The sequence below is a fragment of the Pseudomonas sp. Sample_22 genome, from assembly GCF_004307635.1.
In the GTDB taxonomy this organism is placed as follows: Bacteria; Pseudomonadota; Gammaproteobacteria; order Pseudomonadales; family Pseudomonadaceae; genus Aquipseudomonas.
In genome coordinates this window covers 113,834-127,146 of record NZ_RCNY01000081.1, presented here as the reverse complement: position 1 = coordinate 127,146, position 13,313 = coordinate 113,834, and the positions used below count along the sequence as shown (strand labels likewise).

Sequence of the window (13,313 nt, the reverse complement as noted above, 5' to 3'; positions counted from 1 at the left end):
CGACCTGATAAGGAGATCATTCAATCCTTGAATGCTTGGATGCACAACTGACAGAACTAACAGACGGAGGGTCGTAGTGCGCCACAACAGTGTCTTTTCGAACCAAAGGCAAGCCTGCAAAGAATCCAGGCGTTGCGGAGTTCAAATAGCAATACGTCGCAAATACAGATATGCCAGGGTTGACCAGGCAACTAATCAAGACAAAGAGGGCGCGGATTACTCATGGAGTAATCCGCACAAGGATCAATGCGGCATCGACCATGACTGGAGCGTGTAACCTTCTTCGCTCAACTCGGCACGGGCCTGTTCAAGCAAACGTTCGAGCTGTGCCGGATCGGTGTAGGCACTGCTGGGGATCAGCTTGCGACCTATACTGGTATTGGTCCGGTCAATAACCGTCAGGCTGAGTTCACCGTTGCCATCCTGTGGCGCCCAGGCCACGCACTGAAAAGGCTTGAAAGCGCGGTCGGCAATTAAAAGAGCTTCGTTGATACGGATCGGGGCGTTCATGGAATGTTCTCTCAGTATTGCCCAATCAGATGATGTGCCGAAGGTTGGGCTTACCAATCGGCTGGTTACTTGTACTGATGTCCGCAACCAAGGTTCAGGTCACACCCAAACAAAAGAAATTTCAACTTTCTTTCGAAAGGCCCAGGCAAAAGTGGCTATTTGAAAGCTTAATGAAAGATTGAAGTTCGTTAGGTAACTATCCAACTACCTGCTTATAACTAATTACGCAATAACCCTATAGTCAATCGGTACAAGCACACGTCAAATTCTTGCTAATGTTACAGCCAGGTCCGCCAAATGACTGTTTTTAATAAAATTTCTTAAATTTGGCGCCAAGGAACAGTCATGAGTGAAGCGCCTGCCTTACGACGTCTATTAGTGGTTGACCCGTGTGACGACTGTCATCGTCTATTACCGGGATTGCGCTCCGTGGGTTGGGATGTAGACAGCTGTTCGCTGGAAAACGCCATCGACCGAACGTGTGACGTGGGGCTGCTACGGTTGCAGCCTTTTCACCTCGAACGACCGGATGCCGTCAAAGAACTCATCAGCCGCAGCGGTACGGAGTGGATTGCCGTTCTCAACCAGGAAGTCCTGCGATTGCAGAACGTAGGCGACTTTGTCTGTGAATGGTTTTTCGATTTCCATACCTTGCCGTTCGATGTATCCCGGGTACAGGTCACGCTCGGGCGCGCGTTCGGCATGGCGCGCCTGCGCGGTCAGGGCACTGTTCATATCGATCAGCCTGAACATGAATTGCTTGGCGACAGCAAGCCGATACGGGAGCTGCGCAAACTGCTGAGCAAACTGGCACCCACCGAGTCGCCGGTGCTGATCCGGGGCGAGAGCGGTACCGGCAAGGAATTGGTCGCGCGCACGCTGCATCGACAATCCCAACGTCACAGCAAGCCTTTTGTCGCGATCAATTGCGGGGCAATACCTGAGCATCTGATCCAGTCGGAACTGTTCGGCCACGAAAAGGGGGCCTTTACCGGCGCCCATCAACGCAAGGTCGGACGAATCGAAGCGGCCAATGGCGGCACGTTGTTTCTCGATGAAATCGGTGATTTGCCTTTGGAACTGCAGGCCAACCTGCTGCGGTTCCTCCAGGAAAAACACATCGAACGGGTCGGTGGCAGTCAGCCTATTCCCGTGGATGTGCGGGTTTTGGCTGCGACCCACGTTGATCTTGAAGCAGCGATTGAAAAGAAGCGCTTTCGTGAAGACTTGTACTATCGGTTGAATGTCCTGCAAGTCGTGACAGCTCCACTGCGTGAGCGTCATGGCGATCTGTCGATGCTGGCCAACCACTTTTCCCATTTCTACAGCCATGAAACCGGGCGCCGTCCTCGCAGCTTCAGTGAAGACGCGTTGATTGCCATGGGTAAACATGATTGGCCGGGCAATGTCCGGGAGCTGGCCAACCGGGTCCGTCGTGGGCTGGTACTGGCTGAAGGCCGGCAGATCGAAGCGCGGGATCTGGGCTTGATTAGCCAGCAGGCAATTGCCACGCCAATGGGCACGCTCGAGGACTACAAGACCCGGGCCGAGCGTCAGGCGCTGTGCGATGTGTTGAATCGCCATAGTGACAACCTGAGTGTGGCTGCACGGGTGCTGGGCGTTTCGCGGCCGACGTTCTATCGGTTGTTGCACAAGCATCAAATTCGCTAGGCAGCCAACAAAAAAGCCTGGCTGTGATTGAGATCGCAGCCAGGCTTTATGTTGTGGGTCAGAAGTAGTACGGGAATTTCAGGCTGAACTGGAAGTCCGGGGCATCGTCCGTCATGCCGATGGACAGGTTGGGAACGATGGTCAGGGCGTTGGTGGCGGCAATGGTCATGCCGATGTTGAAGTAGCCCGCGTTGGCGTCACTGGACACCACCGACTCCCAATCACCGCCATCCTGTTTGATTTTGCTTTTGCGTTGCACCACATCGGATACCGAGAACGACATACTCATCTTCTCGTTGAGGGCGAATGCAATACCGGCACCGAGCTGGAAGCTGTCGCCGATGTCCACTTTGCCCGGGTTGTCCTGTCCGACCGTTGAACTGATGTCGTCGAATGACTCCTGGAAGTTATGGGTATATGACAGGCTGCCGAACAGCACGGCCGGGTCGTAGGTCTTGACCAGGGAAATGCCTGGCGTGATCGACCAGACGCCGTTACCGGTCGGCAGAGTGTCAGGTACGAACAGGTTGGAGTTGGCGTCCACCTGGCGCAGCTTGATGCCGAACGGGTCCTTGCCGGTAGGAGCCTTGACGCGCAAGGTGACCACCGCATCGGGCGTGTTGACCGACTCGTCGAGGAATTTGTAGGCGATACCGAAGTTGACGTCACCGATTTCCGGATCGCGGGTTACGGTTTCTTCGGTTGTCACACCGGCGGAGCCACCATTGCCTCCGCCCGACTGGTAAGTGGATTCGCGGTAGATCACCGGCACGTTCAGGTCGAATTGCCAGCGGTTGTCGAAGTTGTAGCGACCGGTCAGGTCGAGTGTCCAGGTATCGGCCTTGATCCGGTCAAGGTTGATGTTGCCCAGAAAGATAGAATCCAGTGCGAGGAAACCGTTAAGGATCAACTGGCGAGTGTCGTACCGCGAATAGGTCAGCCCGGTTTCCACGCTGAACCTGCCGCCGCCGAAGAATCCGCTGGCCTCGTCATACAGGTTGGAAACGCTTTGTGCCGGTTGGGAATCGTCTGCCAGCGACTGCCCGTAGGAACTGCCGCCCCCGGCTGCGCCTCCCGAAGCCGCAGCAGCACCGGTGCCGACCGCGACTTGCGAGTTGCCTTTCATGTCTGCTGGCGATTTGGCCAGGCGTTTCGGAGGAGGGGCTGCCGGTTGTTCCTCAACCTGGCGGACCCGTTGTTCGAGTACCGCCAGGGCTTTTTGTTGTGCTTCGTATCGTTGCTTCAGCTCCATAAGTTCCTGTTTCAGAAGCTCTACTTCCGCATTCGGTGCTGCTTGCACCATCACCGCCGGGAACAGAGTGCTCAAACATACAACTGCACGCAGTGATACTGATCGATACATGAATCAAGCCGTCCCTTTAATGCCTAATGGTCGAGACTCAGCGTAGTTCAATATCCCAGGGAGCGAAGGGCAGTGAGTTGGTTCAGGTTGCAGTCCAAAGCACCTGCAGTCGGGCCATTGTTATTGAGAACGACGTTGAGCTGAGTGAGGTTGCTGACCATGTTGCTGTTGCCCAGCAATCGAGTGTTTTGCAGCAGGCCGCCCTGGGCGACTTGCTGGATGGCCGAACCTTGATTGTTGTTGGCCTGAATAGCCATTTGCACGCCGCCATTGCTGGCAGAAACCGCAATGCTGCCAGCGGCGCTGCTGCCGGTGATGGTATGGCCGGCCATCAGTGCCTGCCCTTGGGCCGGTACCAAAGCCGGCGCATGGCTGGCTTCTTTCACATCAATGGCGATGTTGTTGTAAGCGCTGTTGCCGTCACCTGCGGCGCGCACACTCTGGTTGATACCCTGAGTGCTGTTGAGTCCTGCACCTCCAATCACACTGCCGGTGCCTTGTTCGGCAGGTCCACCGTTACCGCTTTGGCTATAGGTTGAAACGTAGAACTCGGGTTTTACCGTTGCGGCCTGTATCTGCATTGAGGTGGTTGCCCCGATCAGATCGCCACTGGCATTGCGCCAGGTACTGCTCATGACCACACCGAAGCTGATGATCCTGCCCGGCATCACATATCGACCACGCAGCTCGGCCAGCTCCTGATCTTTTATCTCGATGGGTTTGAATCCATTGGCAAAACCTGAGGTGCTGGCTACCAGACACGCAGCCGCCACCCAATAAGAGGTTTTCATGTGCTGCTCCCGGAGCGTCCTGCTCCAAATCTTCTTGTTGGCGATTAAAAGAAGTCGCTCTGTATGAAACCAAAATCCATCAATTCAGCATCTTTGACCGGGTTGAAGTTATCCAGCTTGTTCTTGGCTGTCAGGGGTTCCGGTGGGCTGCGCAGTACATTTGTTTTTTCGTAACCGGCACCCACAATAGCGAAGACAATACCGTTCCAACCTTTGACAAAGTCATCATGGGAGTAGCGTTTTTGACCGAGTACCGGGTCGGCGATGTAGACCCAGTTTTTGTCAGCACGCTGCAACACCACGAAGTGCTTGTAACCGCGAACTTCCGTCAGTACCACCACCGGGATTGTTACTGCGTCGAGCTTTTCCGGCGGGATCTTGTAGCCCCGGGCGCGCATGCCGATGCTTTCTATGTAGCGCTTCATGTCGAGCATGGAAAAACCCTGGGTACGAACCAGGTCCTGGTCTGCATTGACCAGCATGCCTTTGATGACGTGCTCTTCATCGACGTCGAGCCAATAGGCCTGGCGCAAGATCGTTGCCAGCGCGGCGGCGCCGCAGCTGAAATCGGTCTTCTGTTCGACAATGTTGCTGAATTTGCGCTCACGCAAACTCTGCACCTGTTTGTAGATGAGTGTTCCGCCAGGCAGGGCGGCCACTGACATCTGTGCGGCCTCGGTCAGGCCAGACAGGCAGAGAAGGGCGATAAGGGCAGTCTTACGCATGGTCGATACGCCTTGGGACTGAGGAAAAAAGCCCCGTTGCCGGGGCTTTCAGTGCTATCGCGATTACAGGCAGGCTCTGCAGCCGGCAGCGATGGACAGCGAGTTGCTTTGTTGGTTGCCAACACCGGCAGCGTTGTTGAACCCTGCGTTGCCGGAGAAGTTGTTGCCTACGTTGCTGACACTGGCATTGTTGGTGACAGGGTTTTTCCAGCCGTCTGGAGTCATCACTTGTTGAGTGGTTACGCCAGCCAGACCGAATACACCTACGGCTACGAAGTCGGAAGTGGTGTCGCCGTTGCCGCCGTGGCCACCACCGTGGCCGCCGCCATGACGTGGGCCACCGTGGCCGCCGCCGTTGCCTTCGGTTTTTGCCTTGCCGACTGCGACGAACTTCCCGGCAGCGTTGAAGGTCCCGGTGAGCGTGTCGGTGGAGTAGACCTGATCAGCATTGTTGGTAACGCTCAAGCCGGTGGAGCTTTGGTTGGCCGCTGCAGCAGCTTGTGCGACACGGCCGCCCGATACGGCAATTGCCAGGTTGTTTTTCTGTTGGTTGAAGTTGCCGGCAGCGTTGTTCACACCCATGTTGCCGGAACCACCATTACCCACGTTGTCGAGGGTTGCGCGAGCAGTGCTGGAGTAGTTGGATACGGTGTTGCCGCCGTTCACTTGAGTAGCGCTGGAAGCGGCGACTGCGGTGCCGAAGATGAAGCTTTCGTCAGCCGTAGCCAGTGCAGCGGCGTTGTCTTGTTGGTTGCCGTCACCACCAGCGTTGTTGAGGCCCACATTGCCGTTGGAGCCATTAGCCGAGTTTTCGACAGTGGCACGGTTGGTGGTGCCCTGGTTCAGTACTTCGTTGCCGCTGCTGCTTTGCTGATCCATGACGGTGGCCCCGGCACCGGCGGTGATCTGCAGAATTTGTTCCAGAGACGGGCCTCTAGGTCCGTTGTTGCCGTGCCCGTTGCCGTGACCATTGCCATGACCGTGATCATCACGACCGCCTGCTTGTGCTGCGATTGCCATCACTGCTGCGAGAGCGAAAACCAGTGGTTTTAAGGCCATTGTAGGTTTCATGGTGTTTCTCCGTGCTTATTAGTTGGTTAAGTGTTGGTACTTTCTAATCGCACTGCGTTTGGGTCAGTCAGCGACCCGGATGCTCAGGGTGTTAGCCATTCGGTTTCCCACCCCGGCACTCTGGTTCACCTGAATCACCCCTCGGCTGCCGGTGAAAGCCTGGTCGCTTGTCACGACCTGGCGACTGCCGGTTGGGGTGCCAGTTGCTCCTGAGCCTGGTAGCAACGCCACGTTCTGTTGCGAAAGGGCGCTATCGTCAATCGCCTGCGGAGCAGCACTGATGCTGATGCGCATGACGTTGGCCATCTGGTTGTTGGCCCCGGCGCTCTGGTTGACGCCCAGTACACCGTTGCCATTGCTGAAAGAAGTGCCGCCGATGGTGGCCGTCGCGTTCATTGACGGATTGGCGGGCGTATTGAGTCTTTGGTTGACAATGGTGGTCGCACCGGCTTCTGTGCCAATGGCGATCGCTCGAACGTTGGTCTGTTGCTGTTGGTCACCAGCGGCCTGGTTGACGTTGAAGTTGCCCCTGTATTGCGTGCCGGAATCCTGGATGTCCGCGTTGTTGATGGCCTTCACGCCGGAATCAGCCATGACGCTGGCGCAGCCGAACAAAGCGAGGAAAAACAGGGAGCGATTCATGTCATTGACCTCCAGCCAGTCTGCCCAGTGGGGCGAGGCCGGAACTCATGGCGCGGTTGATGGTTCCCGAAATCGCATTGCCGCTGCCGCCCTGATGGCCGGCACCCATGCCGGGCATGCCGTTGGGGTTGGTGACAGTGTTGAGACCCTGCATGCCGCCCATGGCCTGGTTGTTGGCGCCACGGAAAGAGGTGCCGCTGGCGACGTTGGCGAAATCGCCATCGCTCAGTTCACCAGTGATGCGTGCCGAGGGGTTGGTATTGACGGTAACCGGATTCGGATCCTTGCCCTGATTGCGGCCGATGTGCACCGGCTGGACAGTCCGTTGAAGAACGATAACGCCATCGCCTTCAGCCTGGACATTGAAACTGAGCACCGAGCTGGCGGCGCTTGCGATCAGCAGGAGGCAGGTCAAGCCTTTCGTGTAAGTCCCCACGGTACAATTCCTTCTTTTTGTGGGCTGGCCCTGGTCAGCGTTGTGAAGGAGAGAGCGAAAGCTATGCCTGTTTTGAATTTGTGTTTGGATTCAATAGTTTGTGGATTTTGTCCGGGCGCACGGCAACGACGCTGTTTCAACCATGAGACAGCTCGTCGTGCTTACGCCGGGCCAAAGTGCTTGCGATGCTCTAGAACAGTACTTTGCGCGAAGGTGTATCAACGCTTTAACAAATGCGTTGGCAACGAGGGAAGAGTGTTGAGATAGGCCTTCTGCGGGTACAAGGGTGTTTCAGGAGCGGACACTTTTTCCCCAGAAAAGGGCAAAGGATGGGTAAATACCCCCAGAATCAGGGGCTAGGGCCAATCAATTTCGCAACCGCATCAAACGCCTGGGCGCGTCGCTCAGCCCAGTTGCCGCATAGGACTTTCACCGGTTTCCCATGCTGTTCAAGCCACGCCCGGATGTCGTTGAAAAAAACCTGGCGTTCTTTCAACTCAGGCTGGCAGCGCTGACCATCGTCGGTCCACTCAACGTTGTCCGGTGACAACAACAAGTGCAGGTCATATCGCCGGGCCAGGAGTGCCTGCTCGATCCAGCCTGGACAGTCACCAAAGAGCGTGCGACTCCAGAGGATATTGCTGAGCAAATGGGTGTCGAGGATGAGCAGTTGCGGTAGCAAGGTGCGAGCCTCGTCTTCCCATTGCAACTGGCCGCGGGCGATGGTCGGGATGTCTGCCAGACAGGTATCTCGCGGGTTCTCTTCAATGAATCGGCGCACGTATTCACCAACCAGCACCCCGCCGAAATGCGCTTGCAGCTCGCCCGACAGCCAGCTCTTGCCGCTCGACTCGGGACCTGTGAGTACCAGTACTTTCATGTGCGTAACGCCGGGGCCGCGCGCCATTCACGCCAACCTTGCACGGCCAGCAGCAAAAACAGACCGTACAGTGCGGCCGTCAAGTACATGCCTTTGTAAATGAATAGCCCGACGAAAATCACGTCCACTGCGATCCAGAGCGGCCAGCACTGGACGCGCTTTTGCGCCATCCACACTTGCGCCACCAGGCTGAAACCCGTGAGGGCCGCATCGAGCCAGGGTTGGGCGGCATCCGTCCAGTGCGCCATCGCGGCGCCCAGCAGCAGGCTGCCGATGGCACCGAGGATCAATCCGAGGGTCACTGATTGCGTGTCCAGCCGGCTCACTTCACGGCCATGGCTGGCATCGCCCGCACGTGTCCACTGCCACCAGCCATACAATTGCAACGCGGCATAGATCACTTGCAGCAACATGTCCGAATACAGCTTCACCTCGAAGAAGATCCAGCTATAGATAAGTACCATGACCAGGCCGATCGGCCAGCACCAGGGGTTCTGCTTGACCGTCAACCAGACGGCAATCACACCGAGGGTGGCGGCAAACAGTTCAAGCCCGGACATGTCGGTTCCTTGGAGAAAATCGAAGAGGGGCGGATTGTAACCGCAGGCAGCGGATTTTGGTTTGCAGATCAACAGAACGCAGACTTCGGCAAGCCTTTAGCCGCTGCCCAAGCCTGCGTTCTTTTAAGGCTTATACCCTGAACTGCTTCAGCAGCCCGTTCAACTGCTCACTCAAGCCCCTGAGCCGCACGCTGGCGGCACTGGATTGCTCCGCCGCCAGTGCAGTGGAATGGGATAACCCGGCTGCTTGCGTAACGTTCTGATTGATGTCCTCGACCACATGCGCCTGCTGCAAGGTCGCGCTGGCAATCGAGGCATTCAATCCGTTCAGATTGCGCAATGCCTGGCCGATGGCATTAAGGCTCGCGCCGGCGAGGCCAGCCTGTTCAATCGTCAGTTGCGACGCACGGCTGCTGTCGCCGATGACCTTGACCGCCGCTTCGGAATGACTTTGCAGGCGTTCGATCATCGACTGGATCTCCGCCGTGGACTTCTGTGTACGCTGGGCCAGCAGTCGAACCTCATCGGCCACCACGGCAAATCCGCGACCTTGCTCGCCGGCACGGGCAGCCTCGATGGCCGCGTTCAAGGCCAGCAGATTGGTCTGCTCGGCGATGGAGCGGATCACCTCCAGCACGCTGCCGATCTGCGTGCTTTCGGCGGCCAGGGTACGAATGACTTCCACGGCCTGATCGATGGTCGAAGACAGCGTATCGATCTGTTGCAGGCTGCCGTCGATGTTGATCTGGCCTTGTTGAGCCTGGGCTTCGGCGTCGCGCATTTCACTGGCGGCATGTTCGGCGTTTTTGGCCACATCCTGCACGCCATAGGTGACTTGGTTGATCGCCGTGGCCACCAGTTCCATTTGCTGCGACTGTTGCTGGCTGCGTTGCTGGGCCTGAGTGGCGTCGTTGCCCAGTTCGCTGGACGACTGGCCCAAGGCACTGGCAGATGCCTGCAACTCGCCGATCACCAGGCGCAGTTTGGCGGTGAAAGCATTGAAGTGCCGCGCCAGTTGCGTGACTTCATCCTGGCCATGGGTGTCGAGGCTGCGGGTCAGATCACTTTCACCGCTGGCAATGTTGGCCATTGCGTTCACGGTTTCCTGGAGCGGACGCACGATGCTGCGGGCAATCAGGATCACCAGCGCAACCATGATCAGCGCAATGGTCACCCCAATGATCGTTGCTTTCCATACTTGCCCGTAAAACTCGGCCTGCATGTCATCAATGTACACCCCCGAGCCGAGCACCCAGCCCCAGGGCTCGAACAGTTTGACGTAGGAGGTTTTCTCGACCGGCGCGCTGGCCCCCGGTTTCGGCCAGCGGTAATTGATGATCCCGGCGCCTTTGCTCTTGGCCACGGCGACCATTTCGTTGAACACGGCAAAACCGTCGGGATCGCGGATCGCCGAAAGGTTCTGGCCGTCGAGCTTCGGGTTGGCCGGGTGCATGATCATCACCGGCGTCAGATCGTTGATCCAGAAGTAGTCATTCTGGTCATAGCGCAGGCCGCGTACGGCGGTCAGCGCCTGTTTCTGGGCGTCTTCACGGCTCAGCGTGCCGGTGGTCTCCAGGCCATGGTAATAACTCAAGATACCGCTGGCCGTCTGCACCACATGCTGGGTTTTTTGAGCCTTGGCGTCATACAGGTCATCGTGAATCTGCTTGAGCATCAAAACGCCCAAGGCCAGCAGCATCATGACGGCCACGATCAAGATGAGCCACAACCGACGGCTGATCGACATATTGCGCAAGCTGTTCATAACGCGGTGCTCCGGTTTCTTGTTTTTGTAAAGTGATCGCCAGCATCCTGCCAGGTCCGATAACGCGGCAGCGCTTTTCAGACTTGTCTGTTAGGATTTCGGCCCGGCGCGCAAAAACCTGAATCCAAATTGATTTTCCACGCGATTTTCAGGGGCCAGGGGGGACTTTGCGCACGCGGACTTCAACGACGCTGATCGCAGTGAACGCTTGGTATTAATGACGGGGCATGCGCAGATGCATAGCCTTTTGGGGGATCGATGGACCTTTGGACTGCCTTTCAGGCTTTGATTCTTGGCGTTGTAGAAGGACTGACGGAGTTTTTGCCCATTTCCAGTACCGGGCACCAGATCATTGTTGCGGACTTGCTCGAGTTCGGTGGTGAACGCGCCATGGCGTTCAACATCATCATCCAGCTCGGGGCGATCCTGGCGGTGGTCTGGGAGTTTCGCCGCAAGATTTTCGACGTGGTCATTGGATTGCCAACCCAGCCGAGTGCGCGACGTTTCACCGCGAACCTGCTGATTGCCTTCCTGCCGGCCGTGGTTCTGGGGGTGATCTTCGCTGACTTGATTCACCATTACCTGTTCAACCCGATCACCGTGGCCGCAGCCCTGGTCGTGGGTGGCGTGATCATGCTGTGGGCCGAAAAGCGTCAGCATGAAGTGCATGCCGAAACCGTCGATGACATCACCTGGAAAGATGCGCTCAAGGTGGGTTTCGCCCAGTGCCTGGCGATGATTCCCGGCACTTCGCGCTCCGGCTCGACGATCATCGGTGGACTGCTGTTCGGCCTGTCGCGCAAGACCGCTACCGAGTTCTCGTTCTTCCTGGCCATGCCGACCATGGTCGGTGCCGCGGTGTACTCGGGCTACAAGTACCGCGACCTGTTCGTGCCGGCAGACTTCCCGGTGTTCGCGATAGGTTTCGTCACCGCTTTCATCTTTGCGATGATCGCCGTACGTGGCTTGCTCAAATTCATCGCCAGCCATAGTTATGCGGCGTTCGCCTGGTATCGCATTGCCTTCGGCCTGCTGATCCTGGCCACCTGGCAGTTCGGCTGGGTCGATTGGACAGCGGCCCAGCCATGAGTGATTCCAGCGCACGCAACAACCCCGGTCGGCAATCCGGGGGAGGGGTGCAAAACCTTCGCCTGAAGTGGCTGGTGTTTGCGATCCTGTGTGCGCTGCCTCTGTTCGGTTCGATGTCGTTATGGCTGTATGGGGTGTCGACGATTCCCCTGGCGGCCTATGGCATCGTCAGTGTGCTGGCGTTTTTGCTGTATTGGAGCGACAAGCGCAAGGCCCGCGCCGATCAGTGGCGAACCCCGGAAAACGTGCTGCATGCGCTGGAGTTCGCCGGTGGCTGGCCGGGCGCCTTGTTGGCTCAACAGGCGTTTCGGCACAAGACGCGCAAGGTTTCGTTCCAAGTGGTGTTCTGGTTGATCGTGCTGATGCACCAGGTGTTCTGGATCGACCACTTGTTCCTCGGCGCACACCTGTTCGCGCTGTTCTAAAGCAGTAAGCCGACCTGGCTGCGCTTGGGCAATTTGCTGACGACCAGTTGATGGGAGCGCCTTAGCAGCGCCTGCAATTCCTCGCCGCCCAGCGGATAGGGCGTGGCCATGATGATCCACTGGGCGCGTGCCAGATAAGGCGCCGGATGAATTCCCGGGCGATCGCAATGACCGAGAAACAAATCCTTGTCGACCTTGAACGCCAGTGACGCACCGCGCAGGCCCTGCAGGGCGAACATCTTGTTTGCGGCAATCGAAAACACCCGTACGCCGCCCCATTTGTAGTCTTCCCGTGCACCCGGCAGTGCGAGGCAGAATGCTGCGACCTCGTCTTCGCTCATGCGCCCAGCCTTCATATCAAGCGATCTCCGCAGGCATTGAATGTTTCGATCAAATGGTCAAGCCAGGCGCGAACCGCCGGCATCACCCCACGTCGATGAGGGTAGACGGCTTGCAGCCAGCCTCCCGGCAAGGACCACTCGGGCAGCAACTGCACCAGAGAGCCGTTTGCCAGTTCCTGCTCGCAGTACATCATCGGCAACGTGGTAAAGCCCTGGCCGGCGAGGGCGCAGGTCTTGCGCACGATGAAGTCATCAATGCCCAGTCGTGCTTCAAGGGACAGCTCGTAACTTTTGCCCTGACGATCAACCAGACGAATGTGCACCATTCGATCGGGTTCAAGTGCACCCAGCACTGGCAGGCTTTTCAGGTCATCGGGATGACTGATGTCATGTCCCTTGAGGAACGCGGGGTTGGCCACCATCAGCATTTGCGCCTGACGCAGTCGGCGTGTAACCAATAGCGGGTCTTCGTCGCCGGGCTCGCGTACACGTAAAGCGACGTCCACGCCTTCGGTCACCAGATCGACGCGGCGATTGACCAGCATCACTTCCAATTGCACCTGGGGAAATTTTTCGAGGAAATTGCTGATCACACCCGGCAACATTTCATGGGCCAATCCGACCGGCGAAGACACCCGTAAACGACCGCGTGGTTCGCTGGACATGCTGGCCACAGCCTCATCAGCCATTTCCGCTTCGAGCAGCATTGCCTGGCAGTGTCGCAGGTAGCGTTCACCTACAGCCGTCAGCTTGAGCTGGCGGGTGGTGCGTTGCAGCAGACGTGCGCCGAGACGCTCTTCCAGTTCGGCAATGCGCCGCGACAAGCGCGATTTGGGAATCCCCAGCGAGCGCCCGGCCGCTGCGAAGCCGCCAGCCTCGACAACTTTGGCGAAGTAATAAAGGTCATTGAGGTCTTGCATGCGTGTGTGCTCGATTGTTCTATCAGTGAGACAAACTATCGCATTGTTGCATGCTAATCAGCTATTGGTTTCGTCTGTAGGATTGTTTCCATCAGATCGCCCTTGTGGGCGATCCTCACCTGGA

At 57.3% G+C, this 13,313-nt stretch carries 15 protein-coding genes; 3 read left to right on the top strand and 12 right to left on the bottom strand.

Annotated features, from left to right (window positions below):
• Positions 1-243: 243 nt before the first annotated feature.
• Entirely contained in the window at positions 244-510 is a 267-nt protein-coding gene (locus tag D8U73_RS20510; RefSeq protein ID WP_056855452.1) for a hypothetical protein, read from the bottom strand.
• A gap of 345 nt (positions 511-855) precedes the next feature.
• Between D8U73_RS20510 and D8U73_RS20505 the strand changes: the two genes are divergently transcribed.
• Positions 856-2,181 carry a sigma-54 dependent transcriptional regulator gene (locus tag D8U73_RS20505; protein WP_056855451.1) on the top strand — a complete coding sequence of 442 codons (1,326 nt, stop codon included), beginning with the start codon at positions 856-858 and terminating at the stop codon, positions 2,179-2,181.
• Between the two features lie 58 nt (positions 2,182-2,239).
• On the opposite strand, the gene D8U73_RS20500 is transcribed toward D8U73_RS20505, so the two are convergent.
• The 9 genes from D8U73_RS20500 to D8U73_RS20460 all read right to left on the bottom strand — a co-directional run bounded on the left by D8U73_RS20500 (position 2,240) and on the right by D8U73_RS20460 (position 10,414).
• Positions 2,240-3,544, bottom strand: coding sequence for a hypothetical protein (locus tag D8U73_RS20500; protein WP_056855450.1), 1,305 nt, complete (start codon positions 3,542-3,544; stop codon positions 2,240-2,242).
• A 47-nt stretch (positions 3,545-3,591) separates the two neighbouring features.
• Positions 3,592-4,335, bottom strand: a complete 744-nt coding sequence (locus tag D8U73_RS20495; RefSeq protein ID WP_056855449.1) for a hypothetical protein — start codon at positions 4,333-4,335, stop codon at positions 3,592-3,594.
• 44 nt (positions 4,336-4,379) lie between these two features.
• Complete coding sequence (locus D8U73_RS20490) at positions 4,380-5,060, bottom strand: C39 family peptidase (RefSeq protein ID WP_056855448.1); 681 nt, start codon at positions 5,058-5,060, stop codon at positions 4,380-4,382.
• A gap of 63 nt (positions 5,061-5,123) precedes the next feature.
• Positions 5,124-6,131 (bottom strand): heme utilization protein, encoded by a 1,008-nt coding sequence (locus tag D8U73_RS20485; protein ID WP_130905611.1) that lies wholly within the window; start codon positions 6,129-6,131, stop codon positions 5,124-5,126.
• A 63-nt stretch (positions 6,132-6,194) separates the two neighbouring features.
• On the bottom strand, positions 6,195-6,773 hold the full coding sequence (locus tag D8U73_RS20480; protein ID WP_130905610.1) for an adhesin: 579 nt from the start codon (positions 6,771-6,773) through the stop codon (positions 6,195-6,197).
• Position 6,774: 1 nt separating this feature from the next.
• Positions 6,775-7,209 (bottom strand): hypothetical protein, encoded by a 435-nt coding sequence (locus tag D8U73_RS20475; RefSeq protein ID WP_130905609.1) that lies wholly within the window; start codon positions 7,207-7,209, stop codon positions 6,775-6,777.
• Between the two features lie 349 nt (positions 7,210-7,558).
• Positions 7,559-8,089, bottom strand: coding sequence for an AAA family ATPase (locus tag D8U73_RS20470; RefSeq protein WP_130905608.1), 531 nt, complete (start codon positions 8,087-8,089; stop codon positions 7,559-7,561).
• Positions 8,086-8,649 carry a nicotinamide riboside transporter PnuC gene (pnuC, locus tag D8U73_RS20465; protein WP_056855595.1) on the bottom strand — a complete coding sequence of 188 codons (564 nt, stop codon included), beginning with the start codon at positions 8,647-8,649 and terminating at the stop codon, positions 8,086-8,088. The genes D8U73_RS20470 and pnuC overlap by 4 nt, the downstream gene beginning before the upstream one ends.
• Before the next feature lie 130 nt (positions 8,650-8,779).
• Positions 8,780-10,414 carry a methyl-accepting chemotaxis protein gene (locus tag D8U73_RS20460; RefSeq protein ID WP_056855443.1) on the bottom strand — a complete coding sequence of 545 codons (1,635 nt, stop codon included), beginning with the start codon at positions 10,412-10,414 and terminating at the stop codon, positions 8,780-8,782.
• 258 nt (positions 10,415-10,672) lie between these two features.
• Between D8U73_RS20460 and D8U73_RS20455 the strand changes: the two genes are divergently transcribed.
• Positions 10,673-11,503 (top strand): undecaprenyl-diphosphate phosphatase, encoded by an 831-nt coding sequence (locus D8U73_RS20455; RefSeq protein WP_056855442.1) that lies wholly within the window; start codon positions 10,673-10,675, stop codon positions 11,501-11,503.
• On the top strand, positions 11,500-11,928 hold the full coding sequence (locus D8U73_RS20450) for a DUF1294 domain-containing protein (protein ID WP_130905607.1): 429 nt from the start codon (positions 11,500-11,502) through the stop codon (positions 11,926-11,928). Before D8U73_RS20455 ends, D8U73_RS20450 begins: the two co-directional genes overlap by 4 nt.
• On the opposite strand, the gene D8U73_RS20445 is transcribed toward D8U73_RS20450, so the two are convergent.
• Both D8U73_RS20445 and D8U73_RS20440 read right to left on the bottom strand, forming a co-directional pair.
• Positions 11,925-12,284 (bottom strand): MmcQ/YjbR family DNA-binding protein, encoded by a 360-nt coding sequence (locus D8U73_RS20445; protein WP_130905606.1) that lies wholly within the window; start codon positions 12,282-12,284, stop codon positions 11,925-11,927. The two genes, D8U73_RS20450 and D8U73_RS20445, sit on opposite strands and share 4 nt — an antisense overlap.
• Positions 12,281-13,189 (bottom strand): LysR substrate-binding domain-containing protein, encoded by a 909-nt coding sequence (locus D8U73_RS20440; protein WP_130905605.1) that lies wholly within the window; start codon positions 13,187-13,189, stop codon positions 12,281-12,283. Before D8U73_RS20440 ends, D8U73_RS20445 begins: the two co-directional genes overlap by 4 nt.
• Positions 13,190-13,313 lie beyond the last annotated feature (124 nt).

Bases quoted from the DNA above. Each gene is read 5' to 3' on its own strand.
- D8U73_RS20510 (WP_056855452.1), bottom strand. From the start codon at position 510: ATGAACGCCCCGATCCGTATCAACGAAGCTCTTTTAATTGCCGACCGC.
- D8U73_RS20455 (WP_056855442.1), top strand. From the start codon at position 10,673: ATGGACCTTTGGACTGCCTTTCAGGCTTTGATTCTTGGCGTTGTAGAA.
- D8U73_RS20450 (WP_130905607.1), top strand. From the start codon at position 11,500: ATGAGTGATTCCAGCGCACGCAACAACCCCGGTCGGCAATCCGGGGGA.
- D8U73_RS20480 (WP_130905610.1), bottom strand. From the start codon at position 6,773: ATGAATCGCTCCCTGTTTTTCCTCGCTTTGTTCGGCTGCGCCAGCGTC.
- D8U73_RS20500 (WP_056855450.1), bottom strand. From the start codon at position 3,544: ATGTATCGATCAGTATCACTGCGTGCAGTTGTATGTTTGAGCACTCTG.
- D8U73_RS20470 (WP_130905608.1), bottom strand. From the start codon at position 8,089: ATGAAAGTACTGGTACTCACAGGTCCCGAGTCGAGCGGCAAGAGCTGG.
- D8U73_RS20440 (WP_130905605.1), bottom strand. From the start codon at position 13,189: ATGCAAGACCTCAATGACCTTTATTACTTCGCCAAAGTTGTCGAGGCT.
- D8U73_RS20495 (WP_056855449.1), bottom strand. From the start codon at position 4,335: ATGAAAACCTCTTATTGGGTGGCGGCTGCGTGTCTGGTAGCCAGCACC.
- D8U73_RS20445 (WP_130905606.1), bottom strand. From the start codon at position 12,284: ATGAAGGCTGGGCGCATGAGCGAAGACGAGGTCGCAGCATTCTGCCTC.
- D8U73_RS20485 (WP_130905611.1), bottom strand. From the start codon at position 6,131: ATGAAACCTACAATGGCCTTAAAACCACTGGTTTTCGCTCTCGCAGCA.
- D8U73_RS20505 (WP_056855451.1), top strand. From the start codon at position 856: ATGAGTGAAGCGCCTGCCTTACGACGTCTATTAGTGGTTGACCCGTGT.
- D8U73_RS20460 (WP_056855443.1), bottom strand. From the start codon at position 10,414: ATGAACAGCTTGCGCAATATGTCGATCAGCCGTCGGTTGTGGCTCATC.
- D8U73_RS20490 (WP_056855448.1), bottom strand. From the start codon at position 5,060: ATGCGTAAGACTGCCCTTATCGCCCTTCTCTGCCTGTCTGGCCTGACC.
- pnuC (WP_056855595.1), bottom strand. From the start codon at position 8,649: ATGTCCGGGCTTGAACTGTTTGCCGCCACCCTCGGTGTGATTGCCGTC.